The organism is Acidovorax facilis (assembly GCF_023913775.1).
In the GTDB taxonomy this organism is placed as follows: Bacteria; Pseudomonadota; Gammaproteobacteria; order Burkholderiales; family Burkholderiaceae_C; genus Acidovorax; species Acidovorax facilis.
Genome location: NZ_JAMXAX010000023.1, coordinates 33979 through 54364, shown reverse-complemented (window position 1 = coordinate 54364; position 20386 = coordinate 33979). Strand labels below are relative to the sequence as shown.

Here is a 20386-nt window from a genome sequence, read left to right as displayed (position 1 = left end):
TCCACCGGCGGCGGTGGCGACAGGGTGGCGCAGCCGGCACACAGCAGTGCTGCGCCCAGCGCGGGGATGCCCGCACGCAGCGAGCCAAGTGCCTGCAGCAGGCGAAGAGGGCGTGTGAAAGTGCGCATGGCGAAGATCCTGGGCAAAAGCGCGGGGGACGTTCCGGTCACAGCTGGGCGAGCTTGGCAAGCATCTGGTCCGAGGTCTGGATGGCCTTGGAATTCATCTCGTAGGCGCGCTGGGTCTGGATCATGGTGACCAGCTCTTCCACCACGTTGACGTTGGAGGCTTCCAGAAACCCCTGCTTGATGATGCCCAGGCCGTTCGTGCCGGGGGTGCCCTGCTGGGGCTGGCCGGAGGCGGCGGATTCCTTGAACAGGTTCTGCCCGATGGGCTCTAGGCCGGCCGGGTTGATGAAGCTGGCCATGGCCAGGTTGCCCACGGTCTGCGGCTGTGTGTTGCCCGGCACGGTGACTGCCACGGCGCCTTCGGCACTGATGCTGACGCTGGTGGCGTTGGCCGGAATGGTGATGCCATTGACCACGGGCAGCCCGCTGGACGTGACCATGCGGCCCTGGGCATCGACCTGGAAGGAGCCGTCGCGGGTGTAGCCCACGGTGCCATCGGGCATGGTCACTTCAAAGAAGCCGTTGCCGTTGATGGCGACATCCAGGTTGTTCTTGGACTCCTGCAGGTTGCCCTGCATGAAGTTGCGGCTGGTGGCCACCGTGCGCACGCCCAGGCCCAGGTGCAGGCCGGTGGGCAGCTGGTTTTGTTCGGTGGTGTTGGCACCCACTTGGCGCAGGTTCTGGTAGATCAGGTCTTCGAACACCGCGTTGTTGCGCTTGTAGCCCGTGGTGGAGACGTTGGCCAGGTTGTGCGAGATGACGTCGAGCTGGGTCTGCTGGGCAGACATGCCGGTCTTGGCGATCCAGAGGGAGTTGATCATGGTGCTTCCTTATGGCGGGTGCGTGCTGGGGGTGGCAGCGGCATCAGCCGTTCATGCTCAGCAGCTTGCTGGCGGTCTTGTCGTTGGTTTCGGCGGTCTGCAGCAGCTTCATCTGCTGCTCGAACTGGCGCGATGCAGCGATCATCCCGACCATGCATTCGACCGGGTTCACGTTCGAGCCCTCCAGCGTGCCCGACAGCATGCGCGCGTTGGCGTCGTTGGGCATGGGGTCGCCCGACGTGGTGCGAAACAGCCCGTCGTCGCCGCGCTTGAGCGGGTCTTCCGGCGTGGGAGTGCCCAGCTTGAGGCGGCCAATGGCCTGGGCGGGCTGGCCCGGGATCTTTGAGGTCACGGTACCGTCCGACCCGAGCGACACATCGGCACCGGGCGGCACGTCGATGGGCACTCCGCCATCGGACAACACAGGCAGGCCGGTGGGGGTGAGCAGCTGGCCCGTGGCCGACACCTCAAAGCTGCCCGCACGGGTGTAGGCCTCGGTGCCATCCAGTCCCTGCACTGCAAACCAGGCGTTGCCGGCCGCCATGGCGTCGAGGTTGCGGCCGGTGCGTTGTACAGGGCCGGGGGTGTTGACGTAGCCCGAGGTGGCCTCCAGCGCAAACACGCGCGTCTTGGCGCCGTCGCCTTGCAGCGGCACCGAGCGGAAGGTGGACATCTCGGCGCGGAACCCGCCGGTGGACACGTTGGCGAGGTTGTTGGACAGCACCGCCTGCCGGTGGGCGGCGGCGTTGGCGCCTGTCATCGAGGTGTAGATGATGCGGTCCATGGGGGATCTCCGGTGTCCTGGGCGGGTTCAGTGGGGGTTCAGCCGGTCAGCGCAGGTTCACCAGGGTGGACATCACCTGATCTTGCGTCTTGATGGTCTGTGCGTTCGCCTGGTAGGCGCGCTGGGCAATCATCATGTTCACCAGCTCGGCCGTGAGGTCCACGTTGGAGTCTTCCAGGGCGCCCGAGCGCAGCGAGCCAAAGCTGCCATCCGTGGCGGTGCCGACGACGGGCTGGCCCGACTCGAACGTGGCCACCCAGTTGTTGCTGCCCACCGAGGCCAGGCCCTGCGTATTGCGGAAACTCGACAGCGCCAGCTGGCCCTCGGCACGCGTCACGCCGTTGGAATAACGGGTCATGATCATCCCGTTGTTCTCGATGTTGATGCCGGTCAGCTCGCCCGAGGTGTAGCCGTCCTGGCTCAGGTTGGACACCGCGAACTTCTTGCCGAACTGTGTCACCTTGTCCAGGCTCACGTCCACGGTATAGGTGGGCAGGTTATTGGGGTTGGGCGGCGTGGGGTTGATGGTGAGCGGCAGCGAAAAGCCCGTGGCGGGTGGCGTGGCCACCGGGCCGGTGATGGCGCCGTTGTTGTCGAACGTGATCTGGCCGATCGGCGTGGCCACCACGGGCGGCACAGCGGTGGGGTCGTCCAGGGCGTCGTATACGTCCCAGGTGTTGGCGGTGGCGGTTTTCTGAAAGTACAGGCTCACCGGTTTGGCCACGCCCTGGCTGTCGAACACGTTGATCGACGTGCCATAGGTGGCGCGCGGCGTGGCCGGGATGGGGGGCGTGGCTGCGGGGTTGCCCGCCGCGTCGGTGGCGCGGGCGTCCAGGTTGAAGGCCGCCGTGATCGTGGTGGTCTGCTTGGCGGGAATCGGCTCGGCGGTCGGGAACACCATGGGGATGGGGTCGGTGCCGGTGCGCAGACCCGTCACCGGGTCCACCGGGTAGCCCATCACCGACGCGTTGTCGTTGGTGATCATGTTGCCTTCCTTGTCCAGCTTGAAGTTGCCGGAGCGGGTGTAGGCGGCGGTGCCATCGGGCAGCGTGAGGGTGAAGAACCCATTGCCATTGATGGCCACGTCCAGGCTGTTGCCGGTGATGGTCAGGTTGCCCTGGGTGAATTGCTGCGCCACGGCGCCCACTTCCACGCCGATGCCTGCATTGGAGCCCCCTGCCGAGCCGATGGCAGAGGCCACCATCTCGGCAAACTCGGCCCGCGAGGCCTTGAACCCGACGGTGTTGGAGTTGGCAATGTTGTCCCCGATGACATCGAGGTTCTTGCTGGCGGCGTTCAAGCCGGACAGGCCTTGCTGAAAACTCATGGTGTTCTCCTGTTGACGCGATACGAAGCAGGCTGGTGTTACACCAAGGCCTTGATCTGGCTGTAGTTGATGGTTTTGCCGTTGGACAGGCTCAGCACCAGCTGTCCGTCCTCGGCGCCTGCGGCCGTCACCTTGGCAAGGTTCAGTGCGGTGGAGTCCAGCTTGGTGGAGCCATTGACGGCCGTCACGCGGAACTGCAGCCCTTCGGTGGAGCCGGTGTACTGGCTGGCGTCCCAGTCGAAGGTGTGGCGGCCCGCCGCCTTGGCACCCAGGTCGATGGTGTCCACCACCTGCCCGCCTGCGGTCGTGACCTCGATCTTCACGTTGGTGGCGGCCGAGCCCAGCTCGAAGCCGCCCTTGCCGGTCTTGTCCGCCACCGCCAGGCTGGAGCCCTCGGTCAGCACATTGCGGCCCACCAGGGCTGTGCCCTGCATGACCTGTAGCGAGTTGAACTGCGAAGCCATGCTCTGCATGGTCTGGTTCAGTTGCTGGATGCCGGTCACCGTGTTGATCTGCGCGATCTGCGAAGTCATCTGGGCGTTGTCCAGGGGGTTCATCGGGTCCTGGTTGTTCAGCTGCGCAACCAGCAGTTTCAAAAAGCGGTCTTGCGCGGCAGCCGGGTCGGTGGACGCGTTGGCCTTGGTGCTGGACGAGTCCGTCACCGTGGCGGCGTTGGTGGCACTGAGAATCATGGTGGTGTCCTTCTTGGAGCAGGCTCTTGCCTTACTGGCCCATCTGCAGGGTTTTGAGGAGCAGCGACTTGGCCGTGTTCATGACCTCGACGTTGTTCTGGTACGAGCGCGAGGCAGAGATCATGTTGACCACCTCCTCAACCGCGTTGACGTTGGAGTGCGTCACATACCCCTGCTCGTCGGCCGACGGGTGGCTGGGGTCGTGCACGCGGCGGCCCGGCACATTGCTTTCGCTGACACCGCTGACCTTGACGCCCGCAGAGCTGTCGGCCCCCATGGGCGCTGTCTGGAACACCACCTGGCGTGCCTTGTAGGCCTGACCATCGGGGCCTGCCACGGCGTCCACATTGGCCAGGTTGCTGGCCACCACGTTGAGCCGCTGCGACTGCGCGCTGACGGCGCTGCCTGAGACGCTGAAGATGGAGAACATGGACATGGGGAGACTCGCTTTCTGCGCTGCAATGCGGATGGCTTATTGGCCCTGGATCGCGCTGAGCATGGTTTTGGCGTTGCCGTTGATGAAACGCAGCGTGGCTTCGTAGCGCACGGCGTTGTCGACAAAGTTGGCGCGCTCGCGGTCCAGGTCCACCGTGTTGTTGTCCAGGCTGGGCTGGGTCTGCACGGAATAACCCAGTGCGCCCGGCGCGCCAGTGCCCGTGGTTGCTGCTGGCAGCGGAATGTGGCGGGGGTCGGTGGCGCCCTTGGCGCCCGCAATGCCTGAAGTGCCCACGGAGCCCCCCGTGGCCATGCGCGTCACGCCCGAGCTGGAACCCGTGGCTTCGCGCATCGCATCGCCAAAGCTGAAATCGCGTGCCACGTAGCCCGGGGTGTCAGCGTTGGCGATGTTGCTGGCGATGGCGCGCTGGCGCTCGGCACGCAGCACGAGTGCGTTGCCGAGAAAGTCCAGCCGGTTGGTCATCTTGTCAAGCATGGTTGCCTCACACCCTGGGTTGCAATAGGAGCCGGTTGGGGGTTTCCGGCGTGGTTCGATTGTGAAAGCCGCCGCTTTTTTCTAAAGCGCGAAGAACGCGGAAATGGGTGCGCAGTTTCGGGTTTTGCGCAGGGCTCGCCTGCCTATAGTTCCAGTCGTGAAAGAGTCTTTGCCGCCCCGCGCGGTCAGACCTGTTGACTTGCGATGCCCAGGAGGCCCCATGCCATCGATCTTCGTTTTCCCCTTCGTGTCCCCTTTGGTTCGCGCGGGCGCTCTGGCGAGCGCCGGGCGGCGTGCTGTGGCTCGGCACGCTCTGGCGGTGGTGCTGGGGTTGACTGCAGTGGCTGGCAGCAGCGGGGCCGCGCTGGCCCAGGCGGCAGCCGACCCCAGTGCCGACCTGGGCCCGCTGACCCAACGCTGGCTGGATGACGCGATGTCGCGCAACCAGGCTTCCGGCTTGCCGCTGCGTATGGAAGTGAGCGTTGGCTCACTCGACTCGCGGCTGCGGCTGGCGCCGTGTGCGCGGGTCGAACCCTACCTGCCGGTCGGCGCCCGGCTCTGGGGCCGCACCCGCCTGGGGCTGCGCTGTGTCGAGGGGCAAACCGCATGGAACGTGTACTTGCCGGTGACCGTCAAGGCATTTGGCCCGGCTTGGGTGCTGACCGGCCCGGTGGCTCCGGGGACGGTGCTGACCGCCAATGACGCCACCGAGGCGGAAGTGGACTGGGCCGAAGAGTCGGCAGCCGTGATGGCCAGCCCGGAAATGTGGGTCGGGCAGGTGGCTGCGCGCCAGCTGGTGGCCGGCCAGGCATTGCGCCAGACCATGGTGCGGCCCCCCCAGCTCTTTCGCGCAGGCGCTCAGGTCAAGGTGATTGCCCAGGGCCCCGGCTATGCAGTCACCTCCGCAGGGCAGGCCATGTCGGCAGGCGCTGCGGGGCAGATTGTTCGCATCCGCATGGATAATGGCAGGATAGTCAGTGGAACTGTGAACGAAGCTGGGACGGTGGTCGTCGCTCTTTGATGACGGGGCGGTGATAAATGGCTAAAGTCCGGGCCAAATGGGTCGAAAACATTGCTACTGTGCCCCACATCAAACGGGGTGGTGGAGAGAGCGATGAAGATTGGTCAAAAACCGGAACTCCCGGGCGCCTTGGCGCAGACGGGGCTTGCCAAGCAAGCCAAAAGTCCTGCCAGCGCTGCTGAAGGAGCCGCCAAAGACGCTGCGGCTGTGTCAACCGCCGGTGTGCCCGTCACCGTCTCCACCGCTGCCCGTGCGCTGGACCAGACATCCCGTTCCACAGGTGATTTTGATGCGAGCAAGGTCAAGGCCGTGCGGTCGGCCATCGAAAAAGGCACTTTCTCGGTGGACGCCGAAGCCATTGCCGACAAGATGCTCTCCAACGCCCAGGAAATCCTGGCCCGCTCGCGCGGTTGATTCCTCAGCGTCCCGCACGCACCTTTACTGACAGACTTGGCAGGCAGGCGCTATCCACCCCACAATGCGCCATGTCCCTGGAAGAATCCCTCTCGGCTGTTGAACAGCTGATCGAAAAAGTCTCCGCCGCCCTTCTCGCGGCAGACCCCCAATCCCTGGAAAAGAACAGTGTGGCCCTGCGGGATGCAGCGGCCCAGTTCGCGCGCGTTCTGGAGCAGACGGCAGCCAGGGGTCTGCCCGTGCCCGCACAGCTGCAAAAGCGAGCCCGGGCCATTGACGACATGCTTGCCGTGCACCGCGAAAGCCTGGCGCGCCTGGCCGTGAATGCCGATCGCCAGGTGGCAGGCTTGGTGCCGCAGGCGGGCACACCCTCCACCTACGGCGACGGTCGGGGCGCACAGCCCGGCAAGCCCGGCGTGGCCCGTATCTACAAATCGGCTGGTTGAGCCGACGCTCAAAAAAGATAGCTGCTTGCGCTTTTTAATAGTGAGTTTGAGATAAAAACTATCTCAAACCCTTGAAGAGCAAGCGTAAGCAGCTATTGTTTTGAAGTGAATTGGTGGAGACCGAGGTTCCACCTAGCGAGCATGGCCTTTGAAACGGCCGCTGCCCCAAGCCAGTGCCACCGTGGATCTGGCTCTGCCAGTCCAGGGGTGGCGTCCCCCTCAGGGGGAAGGCGCGCAGCGCCTCAGGGGGAGCTCTAGTGCGCCCGCATCTTGGCCCGCAGGCGTGCGATGGACTGGCTGTGCAGCTGGCACACCCGGGATTCGGTCACCCCCAGCACGGCCGCGATCTCCTTGAGATTCATGTCGTGCTCGTAGTACATGCCCATGATGTGCTGCTCGCGTTCGGGCAGGGTCTTGATGGCATTCACCAGCGACATCTTGAGCCGCTGGTCGCGCAGCAATTCCAGAGGGTCTGCGTCGGCGTCTGCCACATGGCGGTCCAGGAAGCCGTCATCGTCCTCGTTGCCATGCGTCATGTCCTCCAGATACACCAGTTGTGTACCCCGAACCTTGCCGAGCAGACCTTGGTATTCGACCAAGCTCATGCCCATCTCGCTGGCAATTTCAGACTCCAGCGGGCTGCGGCCCAGCTTCTGCTCCAGCCGGTGCACGGCGTGTTCGATGTCTTTCTGGCTCTTGCGGGAGCTGCGGCTCATCCAGTCGCCCTCGCGCAGTTCGTCCAGCATGGCGCCCCGGATGCGCTGGGTGGCAAAGGTCTCGAACTGCACACCCTGGGCCACTTCGTAGCGCGACAGGGCTTCCGCCAAGCCCATCATGCCAACCTGGATCAGGTCGTCCAGCTCCACGTTGGGGGGCAGCTTGGCGATCATGTGGTGCGCGATGCGGCGGACCAGCGGAACGTGCTGGCGGATCATCGCATCACGATCGAGTTGGCCTTTGGCGGTATACATCGTGTTATCCACCTTCACGTTCCCGTAAACCCGAAGGGCGGGTGCGTTGGCCGGGCCCAGCGAATGCCAGGGCCTGAACACCGCAAGCGGCCCGCAGCTGCAGGGGTAAAAACAAGTGCATTACACGCTCTCGAACGCTGGTCAATGGCTCCGGACAAAATGCGCCTGCATCTCTGTCATGTTGCAAGGGGGCAAGGCAGTCAGCGATTCGCTGATGGTGCCTGCATTCTCCAGCAGTTGCAAGGCCAGGCGCTGAAGGTCCTGAGGGCTTTGCGTGGCAATTGTGGTGGTGCGCACCGGGCCACCCAGGTGGCGTTCGGCACAGTCCTGCAGCGTCTGCAACGCATGCTGGGTTTTGCGCCGCTCTGCCACCGACGCGCTGCGCAGCAATGCCGCCACCATGCAGGGCAGGCCCGTGTCCACGGCGATCTGCTTGAGGCTTTTGTAAGTGGTCAGCACGCCAGCGGAACCTCCGCCCATGACCACCAGCGGAATGGTGGCGGTGTGGGTCAGCAGCGATCCCAGCGTCGCCGCAGGTGCGTGCAGCACCACGAGCCCGTAGGTTCTGAAATACGGCACCAGCGCATGCAGAGGTGCCGTTTCGTTGCGGCTGGCCTCGCGGCCGATGCGCTGCAGGCCTTTGGCTGCGGGAATCACCGCCAGCGATGAGGCCATGGCCCCCATGTTGAGGCTGACGCCCTCGTTCCACGGCGCTTGTTGCAGCAGGTGCAGCAAACCCGGGTACTCGTCCGTCTCCTGCGCTGTGCCGTCGAGCACCACGACCGGGTAGCCCAGGCGCTGCAGGCTGGCGCAGATCTGCCAGAGCGTCTCCAGCCCGGTGCCCGCGTTGTCCTGGCTGGCAACAGCCACCACGCGCAGCTCTGACTGCGGGGTGAAGCTGTGCAGGCCGGCCGCCTGGTGAAAGCTGATATCAAGCATCGACCAGCCCCCGTTCGTTCATGGTGTCGGGCGAATGCGAGAAGAAGAAATTCAGGTCGGTCGCCTTGGGGTCGAAGGCCGACTTGGCAGGCGCGCGCATGGAGGTGCTGATGAGCTTGTGTGCATCGGCACGTTCCCAGTCTTCCGGCACACGCTGGCCGTTGGTCACGCCGCGCAGCACCATCTGGTGGCGGATCAGTGCGTCGATGGCGGGGCCAAGCTTCACGGCCTCGTCCACCTTGGACAGGATGGCTTGCTGGGAACCTTCGGTCTTGAATGCGGTGAGCACGTCATCGAGCGTGTCGCCATGGCAGCCTGCGTTGAGCACCAGCAGGCGGTTGACGTGGGGCAGGTCCAGCACGTCCAGCATGTCGCGCTTGCGCGGGTCGCGGGGGGCCACGCCGGTGGTGTCGATCAGCACCATTTTCTTGCCGCTGAGCAGGCCCAGCAGGTCCTGCAGCGCGGCGCGGTCGTGCGCCAGATGGGCCACGATGCCCAGCATGCGGCCGTAGCTGCGCAGCTGCTCGTGCGCGCCCACGCGGTAGGTGTCCAGCGTGATCAGGCCCACGCTGCCCGGGCCATGGATGCGCGCACACAGCGCGGCCAGCTTGGCCGTGGTCGTGGTCTTGCCCACGCCGGTGGAGCCCACCATCGCGAAGATGCCGCCTTGCTCATACAGCGGAGGCTCGGCCAGGTCGGTCTTGAGGTTGCGCTCCAGCACATCCATCAGCCAGCGCACCGACTCGGCGGCCGACAGGTCTTCCGGCATGCGCTCGAGCACGGCGCGGGCCAAAGATGGAGAGTAGCCTGCACGGATCATCTTGAGCATGAGGTTGGACTGGATCGGGTTCTGGCGCGCCTGGCCCAGCCAGGCCATGGTGTTAAAGCGGTCTTCGATCAACTCCCTCATGGCATGGAGTTCATTCATCACGCTTTGCTGGTTGTTGTTCGACTGGGCCAGGTGGGCGCTGGCGGCTTCCTGCCGGCGGCGTGGCGGCTCCGGTGGAATGTCCATGGGGATGCTGCGCAGCGGGTTGTGGCGCACCACGGCGGGTGCAGGCATGCGTTCGCGCTCGGGCTCCTGGTCGCGGCTGCGCTCTGACAAGGTTTGTGGTTCGGCCGGGCCGTTGAGCGCCTCGTGGCGGCGGCGCAGCATGCGCTCGCGCACGTAGTCCTGGAACGACAGCGTGCTCATCGCCAGCTGCTCGGTGTCTTCCTCGACTGCGTTGCGGCCCAGGGTGCTGACTGCGGCGGCCTGGCTGGCGCGCTGGGGGGCGCTGCGCGCCGGTGTGGGGGCCAGTAAGGGCGGGTTGCTGGACGCGCCTGCACTTCCATCCAGGGCCGACAGCGTGTCTTCGGCCGTGGCCACAACCTCGACGCCGTTGGCCGTGGGGCGGTTGGACAGGATGAGGGTGCCCTCTCCAAAGGCCATGCGCGCCTTGGCCAATGCCTCGCGGGAGGTGGGGGCGGTAAAGCGTTTGATGTTCATGCTGATGCACCTCTAAGGATCGGCCCAATGCGGATGGTGTGGGTCTCTGGGATTTCACTGTGCGCAAGCACCTGCAGCCGGGGCGCCACACGGCGCACCAGGCGGGAGATGGCGTTGCGGATCTGGTCGGGAACCAGCAGGCAGGCGGGCAGGCCCATCTCTTCCTGCTTGAGGGCCACCTCGGCGGCCTTTTGCGTGAGGATGTCGGCCACGCCGGGGTCCAGAGCCGGTCCTGCTGCGTTGCCCAGGGCTTGCACCAGCAGGCGCTCCAGGCCCGGCTCGATGGCAATGACGTTGAGTTCGCGGGTGGGGCCGTAAATCTGCTGGACGATGGCGGGCGACAGCGCAATGCGCACGCGGCGGGCCAGCTCGACCGGGTCTGTGATGCCACCAGCGTGCTCGGCCAGCGTTTCGATGATGGTCCGGATATCGCGGATGTGCACAGACTCTTCCAGCAGCAGCTGGAGGACCTTCTGGAACGTTGCGATGGAGACCATTTTGGGGACCACTTCTTCGATGAGCTTGGGGGCCAGCTTGGCCACGTGCTCCACCAGTTGCTGGGTTTCTGTGCGACTCAGAAGCTTGGCGGCTTGCACTTGCATCAAGTGTGACAAATGGGTGGCCATCACGGTTTCGGAATCAACGACGGTAAAACCCGCCATTTGTGCGGCTTCCTTCTGCCGTTCGTCGATCCAGTGGGCTGGCAGGCCAAAAGCGGGGTCGGTCGTGGGGGTGCCGATCAGGGGTGTGGTGATACCGCCGGGGTTGATGGCCAGGAACATGCCAGGGAAGGCCTCGCCTTCGCCCACCACCACGCCACGTAGCGTGATGCGATAGCCGCTGGGCTTGAGTTCGAGGTTGTCGCGCACGTGTACGGCAGGGGGCAGGAAGCCGACCTCTTGCGCAAACTTGCGGCGCACGCCCTTGATGCGGGTGAGCAGGTCGCCCTGGCGGCTCTTGTCCACCAGGCTGATCAGGCGGTAGCCCAGCTCCAGGCCCAGCAGATCTATGGGTTGCAGGTCGTCCCAGGTGGCTTCGCCATCGCTGACCGGGGCGGGCGGTGCTTCGACTTCGGGCGGAACTTTCTGGCGTTCGTACAGTACCCAGGCGGCGTAGCCCAAGAGGCCGCCCATGGTCAGGAACACCATGTGGGGCATGCCGGGGATCACGCCCAGCAGCAGCAGGATGCCGGCGGTCACGCCCAGCACGCGGGGCGACATGAAGAGCTGCTGCACGATCTGGCGGCCCATGTCGTGGTCCTTGCCCACGCGCGAGATCACCATGGCCGCAGCCACCGAGATCAGCAGGCCGGGAATCTGCGCCACCAGCGCATCACCAATGGCCAGCAGGATGTAGCTATCAGCCGCCTGCTTGGCCGAGAGGTCGTGCTGCAAAACCCCGATGGCAAAGCCACCGATGATGTTGATAAAGAGAATCAGGATGCCAGCGACCGCATCGCCGCGCACGAACTTGGAGGCACCGTCCATGGATCCGAAGAAGTTGGCTTCTTCAGCCACTTCGGCGCGGCGGCGCTTGGCTTCTTTTTCGTCGATCAGGCCCGCGTTCAGGTCGGCGTCCACGGCCATCTGTTTGCCGGGCATGGCGTCCAGCGTAAAGCGCGCCGACACCTCGGCAATGCGCTCGGCGCCCTTGGTGATCACCACAAAATTGATCACCACAAGGATGGCGAACACGATCAGGCCGACGGCAAAGTTGCCGCCGATCAGGAAGTGGCCGAAGGCCTCGATCACCGCACCGGCGGCGCCGGGGCCGGTGTGGCCTTCGAGCAGCACCACGCGCGTGGAGGCCACGTTCAGCGACAGGCGCATCAGGGTGGTCAGCAGCAGCACCGAGGGAAAGGCTGCGAAATCGAGTGGCCGCAGCATGTAGGCCGCCACCATCATCACCATCAGGGCCACGGCGATGTTGAGCGTGAAAAACGCATCCAGCAGCCAGGGCGGGATGGGCAACACCATGAGCGCCAGGATCGCCACCACCAGCAGTGGTGCCGACAGGCCTTGCAGGGCGCCTGCATTGGTGCCCGCCCATTGTCGAAGAGACGTTACGGAGGTGTTCATACGGCGGCGCCTTGCACGGGAGTGCGGTTCAGCGGATCAAGTTCAGGCGGAACGAAGGGCTCCACCAAGCTGTCGGGCATGCGGCCTTCGCCACGCAGGGCGGCCTTGAGGCGGTAGACATAGGCCAGCACCTGGGCCACGGCGGTGTAGAGCGTGGCGGGAATGGCCTGGTCCAGTTCGGCATGCGCATACAGCGCCCGGGCCAGCATGGGCGACTGCAGCACGGGCACGTCGTGCGCCTTGGCCACGTCGCGGATCTTGAGCGCGATGAGGTCGGTGCCGCGCGATATCACTTGGGGGGCACTCATGGTCTTTTCGTCGTACTTGAGTGCCACCGCGTAGTGGGTGGGGTTCATCACCACGAAATCGGCCTTGGGAACTGCGCCCACGCTGGCGCGGTCGGCAATCTCGCGCTGCTTCTGGCGGATGCGGCCCTTGGTGTGGGGGTTGCCGTCGGATTCCTTGTGCTCCTGCTTGACTTCCTCGTGCGACATCTTCAGGCGCGACTTGAAGAAGTAGGCCTGCAGCGGCACGTCCACCAGCGCGGCCAGGAACACGACCAGCAGCAGCAGGCTCATGCCCGAAGTCAGCCAGTCGGCCAACTGGCGAATGGCCATGGGGGAGGGCTGCAGCACCAGCATGGCCACGGTGTCGATGCTGTTGCCCATGAACTTCCAGGCCACATAGCTCAGGATCGCGGTCATCAGCACCATCTTGGCCACGTTGGCCATCTGCTGCTTGGAGAAAAGGTTGGCCAGACCCGAGATCGGGTTGAGCCGGTTGAACTGCGGCGTGATGGGCTTGAGGCTCAGGATCCAGCCGCCAGCGCCAATGGCGCTGATCAGGGCGGCGGCGCTGGTGAGGATGGCAAACACGGCACTGGCCACCAAGCCCACCACCACCATGTCCTGCAGGCGCTTGAGCATGGTGCCTGGCGCCATGACGGTGGCGGCGTCAAACGCCAGTTGCTGGCTCATGGCCAGCTGCATGTGGTCCATCAGCTGGGGCGCCAGCACCAGCAGGCAGGCGGCCCCGGCACCCAGAATCGCCAGGTGGGAGAGATCGCGCGAGCGTGCTCCCTGGCCGTCTTCGCGCGTTTTCTGCAGCTTGCGCTCTGACGCGGGTAGGCTTTTTTCTTGGCTGGATTCCATGGTGGCATGACGGCTGGTGTCATGCCATTGTCGTGAGCAGCCCGGAAATCTAAAGCTGGATAAGGGGGCTGCAGCCCCCTCTTTTCCATGCGGGCCGAAGGGGCCTTGCCTGCGTGGCCTCACCCGAAAAAGGGTGGGTGGTGCCGGGATGGAATACTAAAAAAGATAGCTGCTAGCGCTTGATGGACAAGCGCTAGCAGCCATTTTGACCGCAAAAAGCCCCGGACGGGCTCAGAACCCGAGGCTGGCCAGCAGGTCGTCCACCTGGGACTGGTCGGTGACCACGTCGGGGGTGTGCTCGGGGTCCACCACGGGGCCCTGCAGATGCTGAGGGCGGGGTGGCTCGACGGGCACCTGTGCGTTGGGTGGGGCCGTTTGAATCAACAGCTGGACCAGCTGGTCTTCAATGGTGGCCGCCAGGTTGACCACGCGGGCAATCACCTGCCCCGTGAGGTCGTGAAAGTCCTGTGCCATCATGATTTCGGTGAGGTGCGTGTCGGCTTCCTTGGTCACGCGCTCCACATCGGTCAGGAAGTTGAAGATCTCGCCCTTGGCCACGGCCGCCACCGGGTCGGCCACCAGCGAGTTGACGACCCGGCGCGTTTCCGCCGCGATGTAGTCATGCTGGGCTTTGGCCTGTTCGACGCGGTTGAGCACCTTCTCGGCCGCTTCCCCCGTCAACCGCGCGATGTAGGACAGGCGGCTTTGCGCGTCGGGCAGTTCGCCCATGGAGCCGCGCAGTTTGTCGGCATAGCCCAGTTCGTTGAGCGAGTCGTGCAGCTGGCGCGTCAGCTGGCCAATCTTGTGGTGTACATCGGCAGGCGGCTGGCTGTTGTCCGGTGTGTCGTCCATGGTGTCATAGCCCCATCTTTTTCAGGATCAAGGTCACTTTTTCTTCCAGCGTGGCCTTGGTGAAGGGTTTGACGATGTAACCCGCTGCGCCACCCTGGGCGGCTGCCACGATGTCTTCCTTGCGGGCTTCCGCTGTGACCATGAGGACGGGTAAGTGCTTGAGCTTGTCGTCCTTCTTGATTTCGGCCAGCAGCTGAAAGCCGTTCATGTTGGGCATGTTGATGTCCGTCACCACGAAGTCGAACTTGCTGTTGCGCAGCTTGTTCAGAGCGGCCACGCCATCTTCGGCCTCGTCGGCATCGGCAAAGCCGCTTTCCTTGAGCAGATTGCGCACGATGCGCCGCATGGTGGAGAAGTCGTCAACGATCAAAAAACGAAGGGCTGTGGTCACTTGGGACCCTTTCGGTCGAGAATTACTGTAGGCATTGTCATGGGTGGCAGGTTTGGTGACAAGTCGTAACTGTTACCTGCTTGGGGGGGGATTTTCCCGCTTTTCATTCAGCAGTTCTGTGGAAGTGATTTCGGGAATCCCTTTGCCCATGAGTCGTTCTTCGGCCTCGCGGGTCAGCACCGTGATGGTGATGCGCCGGTTGGCGGGTGCGCGCGGGTTGTTTGGCTCCAGCAGATCGCTGGCCGCCAAGCCCACCACACGTCCCAGTTTAGCGTCTGGCATGCCGGCCGACACCAACTCGCGGCGTGAGGCATTGGCGCGGTCGGCCGACAGCTCCCAGTTGCTGTAGCCACGGTCGCTGTTTCCGTAAGGCACGGCGTCGGTGTGCCCGGCCAGGCTGATGCGGTTTTCCACCCCGCCCAGCGCTGCCCCGATCTCGCGCAGGATGTCGCGCATGTAGGGTTTCACCAACGCGCTGCCGCTGTCGAACATGGGGCGGTTCTGGTCGTCGATGATCTGGATTTGCAGGCCGTCGGGGGTGATGTCGATTCTGATCTGCGACTTGTACCCGTTCAGGCGCGGGTTTTCGGTGATGAGCGCGTCGATCTTGGCCTCCAGGGCCTTGATGCGGTCCAGGTCCTGCTTGGCGCGCTCGGCGCGGGCGGCATCAATGCTCATGCGGCGCTGCTTGGCCTCTTCCACATCAGAGCGCCGCACCTGCCCGTGCACCTTCGAGAGATCGTTGCCCCCGCCCGGAATCACACTGGAGCTGTTGCCCGCGCCGTCCCCGCCGGTCATGGCCACCTTGAGCGGCGACGCGAAATACGCGGCGATCCCCTGCAGTTCGCCCTTGGCCGTGGAGCCCAGCAGCCACATCAGCAGGAAGAACGCCATCATCGCCGTCACGAAGTCGGCATAGGCGATCTTCCAGGCGCCGCCATGCACCGCATGACCGCCTTTCTTGATGCGCTTGATGATGATGGGCTGGAGTTTTTTTTCTGCCATGGCGTTTGGGGTTTCGCGGCGCGGACGTCGCTACTTCTTGCCTTTCACATGCCCCTCCAGCTCGGTAAAGCTGGGGCGGACGCTGGAGAAAAGCACCTTGCGGCCAAATTCGATGGCCGTGGCGGGGTTGTAGCCCTGCATGCTGGCTAGCAGGGTGGACTTGATGCACTGCAATTCCTTGGCAGCGTCTTCAGTCTTTTGCTCGACCAGGCCGCCCAGGGGTTCGACCACACCGTAGGCCAGCAGAATCCCGAGGAACGTGCCCACCAGCGCCGAGCCGATCATGCCGCCCAGCACCGAGGGCGGCTGGCCCACCGAGCCCATGGTGTTCACCACGCCCAGCACGGCGGCCACGATCCCGAAGGCAGGCAGGGCACCGGCCAGGCGGGCCAGCGCGGCCACGGGGGCGTGGGCTTCCTGGTGGTGGGTGTCGATCTCGCTGTCCATCAGCGCTTCGATCTCGTGGGAGTTGAGGTTGCCCGACACCATCATGCGCAGGTAGTCGGTGGTGAACTCGATCACATGGTGGTCGCTGCCCACGGTGGGGTACTTCTTGAAGATCTCGGACTCGTGGGGCGCTTCCACATCCTTTTCGATGGCCATCAGCCCTTCCTTGCGGGCCTTTTGCAGGATGTCATAGAGCATGGCCATCAGCTCCATGTAACGGGCCTTGGTGTACTTGGAGCCCTTGAGTGCCATCGGAATGGCCGCCAGGGTGGCCTTGATCACCTTGGGTTGGTTGTTCACCACGAAGGCGCCCAGTGCGCCGCCCAGAATGGTGACGATCTCGAAGGGGAGGGCCTTCAGGATCACACTGATGTTCCCCCCGTGCACGATGTACACGCCGAAGATGCAGCCTAGGCAGACAACGTAACCAATGATGACGAACATGCTGTAGACGTGTTGGGCGGCAGCCGGGGCTAAACAAGTGGGCGGGCGGAGCCGCTGGCAACGCGGCTTACCGAAGGTTACTGTAAATGTATCGGATTGATGAGTGTGGAATGCACTCAAGAGCGCCATCAACACAGGCCTTCTTCGGGAAATGGCGCCAGCGCCACACCTTTGCCTCTTTTGCCGGGGTTTTGACGGTTGTCCTGGGGCGCGGATTATGTAAAAAAAAGCCTCTATCGCTTGGTGGTAGAAGGTTTGTTGCTATATAAAATATAGCGATATTCCAATTGTTTGCACCCATCTCCATCTGCGCGCGGTGCCAATCCCTGCATTTGGCCCGTATTTCCACAGTGACAGGGCCTTTTGGCGGCGCAGGGGCTGCACTATGCTGCGGGCATGAAAGCCGTACTGCTCGCGGGGGGGCTGGGAACCCGCATCTCGGAAGAGTCGCACCTGCGTCCCAAGCCCATGATCGAGATCGGTGGGCGGCCCATCCTTTGGCACATCATGAAGATGTACGCCGCCCATGGCGTCAATGACTTCATCATCTGCCTGGGCTACCGGGGCTACGTGATCAAGGAATACTTCGCCAACTACTTCCTGCACATGTCGGACGTAACGTTTGACATGGCCAACAACCGCATGGAAGTGCACCACCGCCACGCCGAGCCCTGGCGCGTGACGCTGGTGGACACCGGCGAAAGCACCATGACCGGCGGGCGTTTGCGACGGGTGCAGGAATACCTGCCTGCGGGCGAGCCCTTCTGCTTTACCTATGGCGATGGTGTGGCCGACCTGGACATGACGGCCCAGTTTGCCTTCCACCGCGCCCATGGCCGCCAAGCCACGGTGACGGCCGTGCAGCCCCCGGGCCGCTATGGCGCCCTGGTGCGCGATGGCGACATCGTGGCCGGGTTCGAGGAAAAACCGCGTGGCGATGGCGGGTGGATCAACGGCGGTTTTTTTGTGCTGCAGCCCGAGGTCATTGACTACATCGATAGCGACGCCACCAGCTGGGAGCTGGAGCCCATGGCCCGTCTGGCCAGCAGCGACCAGCTGCGCGCCTTCGAGCACACCGGCTTCTGGCAGCCCATGGACACGCTGCGCGAGAAGAACCTGCTCGAAGACCTGTGGCAATCGGGCCGCGCGCCCTGGAAATGCTGGTAAGCACGATGCGCCCTGATCCCGACTTCTGGCGCGGCAAGCGCGTGTTGCTCACCGGCCACACCGGCTTCAAGGGCGCCTGGCTGGCCCTGTGGCTGCAGCGCCTGGGCGCGCAGGTCACTGGCGTGGCGCTGCCGCCCGCCACCGAGCCCAACCTGTTCGCCCTGGCCCAGCTGGGGCAGGCCGCGCCGGGCATGGAGAGCCATTTCTGCGACATCCGCAGCCCCCAGGCCCTGGCCATGCGCGTGCGCGCCGCCCGGCCCGAGGTGGTGCTGCACTTGGCCGCGCAGGCGCTGGTGCGGCCTGGCTATGCAGCGCCGCTAGACACCTTTGCCACCAACGTGATGGGCACGGCGCATGTGCTTGATGCATTGCGCGGCCTGCCCGAAGTGCGCGTGGCCGTGGTGGTCACCACCGACAAGGTCTACCGCAACCGCGAGTGGGCGTACCCCTACCGCGAAGACGACCCGCTGGGCGGGCACGACCCCTACAGCGCCAGCAAGGCCGCCACCGAGCTGGTCACGGCCAGCTACCGCGATTCTTTCCTGGCCGCACAGGGCATCGCCGTGGCCACCGCCCGCGCGGGCAACGTGATCGGCGGCGGCGACTGGGCCCAAGACCGCCTGCTGCCCGACGCTGTGCGCGCCTGGGAAAAGGGCGCAACCTTGCACATCCGCCGCCCCCAGGCCACGCGCCCCTGGCAGCATGTGCTGGAGCCGCTGGCCGCCTACCTGCGTCTGGCCCAGCGCCTGTGGGAATCTCCCGCCTTGGCCGGTGCCTACAACTTCGGCCCTCTGCCCCACGAGGCCGCCACGGTCAAAAATGTCATTGAATTGGCCTCCGCCGCCTATCCAGCAAGCGCTATCAGCTATGAAAATGAGAGCGAAGGACCGCACGAAGCCGGCTGGCTCGCGCTCGAAACCGCCCATGCCCGCCAGGTGCTGGGCGTGGCCCCGCACTGGTCGCTGAACACCGCCGTGGCCCGCACCATGAACTGGTACCGCCAGCAACATGGCGGCGCCGACGCCCGCGCGCTGTGCCTGGCCGACATCGACGCCTGGGAGGCGCGCCCATGAGCCGACTGGCCCTGGCGCCACTGCCGCTGGCGGGATTGCTCCGCGTGCAACGCCGGCCGCTGGTGGACGAGCGCGGCTTTTTTGCGCGCCTGTTCTGCGCCGATGAACTGGCGGGCGCAGGCTGGGCGGGCCCCATCGCCCAGATCAACCAGAGCTATACAGCCCTCCAAGGCACCGTGCGTGGCATGCACTACCAAAAGCCGCCCCACGCCGAGATGAAACTCGTGACCTGCCTGCGTGGCGAGGTCTGGGACGTGGCCGTGGACCTGCGCCAGGGCTCTCCCACCTTTTTGCAGTGGCATGCCGAGCATTTATCCGCAGACAACGGCAACGCGCTGCTCATCCTGCCCGGTTTTGCGCACGGCTTCCAGGCGCTGACCGACCATGCAGAGCTGCTGTATTGCCATTCAGCCGCCTATGCACCTGCCGCCGAAGCGGGCCTGAACCCGCTGGACCCGCGCCTGGCCGTGGCTTGGCCCCTGCCGGTGGGGCAAATGTCGCCCCGCGACGCAGGCCAGCCCGGGATGACCGAAGAATTCGAAGGAGTGCGCCTGTGAAGTGCCGACACTGCGGCAGCCCGCTGCAACTGCCGTTCCTGGACCTGGGCAGCGCGCCCCCGTCCAATGCCTACCTGAGCGAGGCCGCGTTGCGCGCGCCCGAAACCTGGTTCCCCCTGCGCCTCTTGGTGTGCGAAACCTGCTGGCTGGTGCAGACCGAAGACCACGCCGGGCGCGAGGCGCTGTTCACCGACGACTACGCGTATTTCAGTTCGTTCTCCTCGTCGTGGCTGGCCCATGCCCAGGCCTATGTCGAGGCGATGCGTAAGCGCCTGGGCCTCACCGCCGCCAGCCGCGTGGTCGAGGTCGCGTCCAACGACGGCTACCTGCTGCAGTATGTGCAGGCGGCTGGCATTCCATGCTACGGCGTGGAGCCCACCGCCAGCACGGCGGCGGCGGCTCGCGCCAAAGGCATAGCGGTGGTGGATCGGTTCTTTGGCGTGGCGCTGGCCGACGAGCTGGCCGCTGCCGACCGCCAGGCCGACCTGATTGCCGCCAACAATGTGCTGGCCCATGTGCCCGACATCAACGACTTTGTGGGCGGCTTCACGCGGCTGCTCAAGCCCCACGGTGTGGCCACCTTCGAGTTCCCGCACCTGCTGCGCATGGTGCAGGGGTGCCAGTTCGACACGGCCTACCACGAGCACTATTCCTATCTGTCGCTCACGGCGGTGCAGCGCATTTTTGCGGCCAATGGCCTCGTGGTGATTGACGTGCAAGAGCTGCCCACGCATGGCGGCAGCCTGCGCGTGTTCGCCGCCCGCGCCGATACCGTGGGCCACCTCCAGGTAACGGCTGAAGGCACCACCCGCGTGCAGCAACTGCTGGCCAACGAGACAGCGGCGGGCATGCTGGGTGCCGGTTTTTACAGCGACTTCCAGGCCCAGGCCATACGGGTCAAGCGCGAGCTGCTCATGTTTTTGCTGCAATGCCAGGCCGACGGCATCACCGTGGGCGCCTACGGCGCGGCCGCCAAGGGCAACACCCTGCTCAATTTTGCGGGTGTGCGGCCCGATCTGCTGCCTTATGCCGTGGACAAGAACCCCGCCAAGCAGGGCCAGTACCTGCCGGGCAGCCACATCCCCGTGGTTAGCGAGGCACACCTGCGCGCCCACAAGCCGCAGCGCATCCTGATCCTGCCCTGGAACCTGCGCAGCGAGGTGGCCGACCAGCTGGACTACACGCGCAGCTGGGGCGCGCAGATGGTGGTGGCCGTGCCGCGCCTGGAAATTTTCTAATGGATTCATGTTTCAAGGAG

At 64.7% G+C, this 20386-nt stretch carries 22 protein-coding genes; 7 read left to right on the top strand and 15 right to left on the bottom strand.

All coding sequences use genetic code 11. From position 1 onward, the window contains the following. Positions 1-166 precede the first annotated feature (166 nt). Genes flgG through flgB form a run of 6 tightly spaced genes read right to left on the bottom strand, consistent with a single transcriptional unit; the run spans position 167 to position 4683 of the window. Entirely contained in the window at positions 167-949 is a 783-nt protein-coding gene (gene flgG, locus NFX52_RS09865) for a flagellar basal-body rod protein FlgG (protein WP_055398312.1), read from the bottom strand. A gap of 43 nt (positions 950-992) precedes the next feature. Continuing rightward, on the bottom strand, positions 993-1733 hold the full coding sequence (flgF, locus tag NFX52_RS09860; RefSeq protein WP_055398311.1) for a flagellar basal-body rod protein FlgF: 741 nt from the start codon (positions 1731-1733) through the stop codon (positions 993-995). A 46-nt stretch (positions 1734-1779) separates the two neighbouring features. Further along, positions 1780-3060, bottom strand: a complete 1281-nt coding sequence (flgE, locus tag NFX52_RS09855; protein WP_207401959.1) for a flagellar hook protein FlgE — start codon at positions 3058-3060, stop codon at positions 1780-1782. 38 nt (positions 3061-3098) lie between these two features. Beyond that, the gene (locus NFX52_RS09850) at positions 3099-3752 is read right to left on the bottom strand and encodes a flagellar hook assembly protein FlgD (protein WP_055398309.1); all 654 of its coding nucleotides are present in this window, start codon (positions 3750-3752) and stop codon (positions 3099-3101) included. 31 nt (positions 3753-3783) lie between these two features. Continuing rightward, entirely contained in the window at positions 3784-4188 is a 405-nt protein-coding gene (gene flgC, locus NFX52_RS09845; protein WP_055398308.1) for a flagellar basal body rod protein FlgC, read from the bottom strand. Between the two features lie 36 nt (positions 4189-4224). Next, positions 4225-4683 carry a flagellar basal body rod protein FlgB gene (flgB, locus tag NFX52_RS09840; protein ID WP_055398307.1) on the bottom strand — a complete coding sequence of 153 codons (459 nt, stop codon included), beginning with the start codon at positions 4681-4683 and terminating at the stop codon, positions 4225-4227. 220 nt (positions 4684-4903) lie between these two features. On the opposite strand from flgB, the gene flgA reads away from it, so the two are divergent. From flgA to NFX52_RS09825, 3 genes are all read left to right on the top strand, one after another. Further along, entirely contained in the window at positions 4904-5704 is an 801-nt protein-coding gene (gene flgA, locus NFX52_RS09835) for a flagellar basal body P-ring formation chaperone FlgA (RefSeq protein ID WP_242701158.1), read from the top strand. A 93-nt stretch (positions 5705-5797) separates the two neighbouring features. Continuing rightward, a complete protein-coding gene (gene flgM, locus NFX52_RS09830; RefSeq protein ID WP_055398306.1) occupies positions 5798-6118 on the top strand; it encodes a flagellar biosynthesis anti-sigma factor FlgM in 321 nt (106 codons plus the stop codon). A gap of 71 nt (positions 6119-6189) precedes the next feature. Then, positions 6190-6564, top strand: a complete 375-nt coding sequence (locus NFX52_RS09825; RefSeq protein ID WP_055398305.1) for a hypothetical protein — start codon at positions 6190-6192, stop codon at positions 6562-6564. A 254-nt stretch (positions 6565-6818) separates the two neighbouring features. Here the strand turns inward: NFX52_RS09825 and NFX52_RS09820 are convergent, their stop codons facing one another. The 9 genes from NFX52_RS09820 to motA all read right to left on the bottom strand — a co-directional run bounded on the left by NFX52_RS09820 (position 6819) and on the right by motA (position 16331). After that, entirely contained in the window at positions 6819-7535 is a 717-nt protein-coding gene (locus tag NFX52_RS09820; protein WP_055398304.1) for an RNA polymerase sigma factor FliA, read from the bottom strand. A 141-nt stretch (positions 7536-7676) separates the two neighbouring features. After that, entirely contained in the window at positions 7677-8474 is a 798-nt protein-coding gene (locus NFX52_RS09815) for a hypothetical protein (protein WP_055398303.1), read from the bottom strand. Further along, positions 8467-9963: a flagellar biosynthesis GTPase FlhF gene (gene flhF / locus NFX52_RS09810; protein WP_055398302.1), complete on the bottom strand. Its 1497-nt coding sequence runs from the start codon at positions 9961-9963 to the stop codon at positions 8467-8469. The genes NFX52_RS09815 and flhF overlap by 8 nt, the downstream gene beginning before the upstream one ends. Continuing rightward, on the bottom strand, positions 9960-12041 hold the full coding sequence (gene flhA, locus NFX52_RS09805; RefSeq protein WP_055398301.1) for a flagellar biosynthesis protein FlhA: 2082 nt from the start codon (positions 12039-12041) through the stop codon (positions 9960-9962). Before flhA ends, flhF begins: the two co-directional genes overlap by 4 nt. Then, positions 12038-13192 carry an EscU/YscU/HrcU family type III secretion system export apparatus switch protein gene (locus tag NFX52_RS09800; protein WP_055398300.1) on the bottom strand — a complete coding sequence of 385 codons (1155 nt, stop codon included), beginning with the start codon at positions 13190-13192 and terminating at the stop codon, positions 12038-12040. Before NFX52_RS09800 ends, flhA begins: the two co-directional genes overlap by 4 nt. Before the next feature lie 231 nt (positions 13193-13423). Then, positions 13424-14044: a protein phosphatase CheZ gene (locus NFX52_RS09795; protein ID WP_055398299.1), complete on the bottom strand. Its 621-nt coding sequence runs from the start codon at positions 14042-14044 to the stop codon at positions 13424-13426. A gap of 4 nt (positions 14045-14048) precedes the next feature. Continuing rightward, positions 14049-14435 carry a chemotaxis response regulator CheY gene (gene cheY / locus NFX52_RS09790; protein WP_010466076.1) on the bottom strand — a complete coding sequence of 129 codons (387 nt, stop codon included), beginning with the start codon at positions 14433-14435 and terminating at the stop codon, positions 14049-14051. Positions 14436-14507: 72 nt separating this feature from the next. After that, positions 14508-15440, bottom strand: a complete 933-nt coding sequence (gene motB, locus NFX52_RS09785; protein WP_252635619.1) for a flagellar motor protein MotB — start codon at positions 15438-15440, stop codon at positions 14508-14510. Positions 15441-15470: 30 nt separating this feature from the next. Next, positions 15471-16331, bottom strand: coding sequence for a flagellar motor stator protein MotA (gene motA, locus NFX52_RS09780; protein WP_055398297.1), 861 nt, complete (start codon positions 16329-16331; stop codon positions 15471-15473). 396 nt (positions 16332-16727) lie between these two features. On the opposite strand from motA, the gene rfbF reads away from it, so the two are divergent. From rfbF to NFX52_RS09760, 4 genes are read left to right on the top strand one after another with little or no spacing between them, the layout of a single operon-like run. Continuing rightward, complete coding sequence (gene rfbF / locus NFX52_RS09775; protein WP_055398359.1) at positions 16728-17498, top strand: glucose-1-phosphate cytidylyltransferase; 771 nt, start codon at positions 16728-16730, stop codon at positions 17496-17498. Positions 17499-17503: 5 nt separating this feature from the next. Continuing rightward, entirely contained in the window at positions 17504-18571 is a 1068-nt protein-coding gene (rfbG, locus tag NFX52_RS09770) for a CDP-glucose 4,6-dehydratase (RefSeq protein ID WP_202907175.1), read from the top strand. After that, positions 18568-19128 (top strand): dTDP-4-dehydrorhamnose 3,5-epimerase family protein, encoded by a 561-nt coding sequence (locus NFX52_RS09765; protein WP_055398296.1) that lies wholly within the window; start codon positions 18568-18570, stop codon positions 19126-19128. The genes rfbG and NFX52_RS09765 overlap by 4 nt, the downstream gene beginning before the upstream one ends. After that, positions 19125-20366 (top strand): class I SAM-dependent methyltransferase, encoded by a 1242-nt coding sequence (locus tag NFX52_RS09760; protein WP_055398295.1) that lies wholly within the window; start codon positions 19125-19127, stop codon positions 20364-20366. The genes NFX52_RS09765 and NFX52_RS09760 overlap by 4 nt, the downstream gene beginning before the upstream one ends. Positions 20367-20386 lie beyond the last annotated feature (20 nt).

Bases quoted from the DNA above. Each gene is read 5' to 3' on its own strand.
- flgG (WP_055398312.1), bottom strand. From the start codon at position 949: ATGATCAACTCCCTCTGGATCGCCAAGACCGGCATGTCTGCCCAGCAG.
- flgF (WP_055398311.1), bottom strand. From the start codon at position 1,733: ATGGACCGCATCATCTACACCTCGATGACAGGCGCCAACGCCGCCGCC.
- flgE (WP_207401959.1), bottom strand. From the start codon at position 3,060: ATGAGTTTTCAGCAAGGCCTGTCCGGCTTGAACGCCGCCAGCAAGAAC.
- NFX52_RS09850 (WP_055398309.1), bottom strand. From the start codon at position 3,752: ATGATTCTCAGTGCCACCAACGCCGCCACGGTGACGGACTCGTCCAGC.
- flgC (WP_055398308.1), bottom strand. From the start codon at position 4,188: ATGTCCATGTTCTCCATCTTCAGCGTCTCAGGCAGCGCCGTCAGCGCG.
- flgB (WP_055398307.1), bottom strand. From the start codon at position 4,683: ATGCTTGACAAGATGACCAACCGGCTGGACTTTCTCGGCAACGCACTC.
- flgA (WP_242701158.1), top strand. From the start codon at position 4,904: ATGCCATCGATCTTCGTTTTCCCCTTCGTGTCCCCTTTGGTTCGCGCG.
- flgM (WP_055398306.1), top strand. From the start codon at position 5,798: ATGAAGATTGGTCAAAAACCGGAACTCCCGGGCGCCTTGGCGCAGACG.
- NFX52_RS09825 (WP_055398305.1), top strand. From the start codon at position 6,190: ATGTCCCTGGAAGAATCCCTCTCGGCTGTTGAACAGCTGATCGAAAAA.
- NFX52_RS09820 (WP_055398304.1), bottom strand. From the start codon at position 7,535: ATGTATACCGCCAAAGGCCAACTCGATCGTGATGCGATGATCCGCCAG.
- NFX52_RS09815 (WP_055398303.1), bottom strand. From the start codon at position 8,474: ATGCTTGATATCAGCTTTCACCAGGCGGCCGGCCTGCACAGCTTCACC.
- flhF (WP_055398302.1), bottom strand. From the start codon at position 9,963: ATGAACATCAAACGCTTTACCGCCCCCACCTCCCGCGAGGCATTGGCC.
- flhA (WP_055398301.1), bottom strand. From the start codon at position 12,041: ATGAACACCTCCGTAACGTCTCTTCGACAATGGGCGGGCACCAATGCA.
- NFX52_RS09800 (WP_055398300.1), bottom strand. From the start codon at position 13,192: ATGGAATCCAGCCAAGAAAAAAGCCTACCCGCGTCAGAGCGCAAGCTG.
- NFX52_RS09795 (WP_055398299.1), bottom strand. From the start codon at position 14,044: ATGGACGACACACCGGACAACAGCCAGCCGCCTGCCGATGTACACCAC.
- motB (WP_252635619.1), bottom strand. From the start codon at position 15,440: ATGGCAGAAAAAAAACTCCAGCCCATCATCATCAAGCGCATCAAGAAA.
- motA (WP_055398297.1), bottom strand. From the start codon at position 16,331: ATGTTCGTCATCATTGGTTACGTTGTCTGCCTAGGCTGCATCTTCGGC.
- rfbF (WP_055398359.1), top strand. From the start codon at position 16,728: ATGAAAGCCGTACTGCTCGCGGGGGGGCTGGGAACCCGCATCTCGGAA.
- rfbG (WP_202907175.1), top strand. From the start codon at position 17,504: ATGCGCCCTGATCCCGACTTCTGGCGCGGCAAGCGCGTGTTGCTCACC.
- NFX52_RS09765 (WP_055398296.1), top strand. From the start codon at position 18,568: ATGAGCCGACTGGCCCTGGCGCCACTGCCGCTGGCGGGATTGCTCCGC.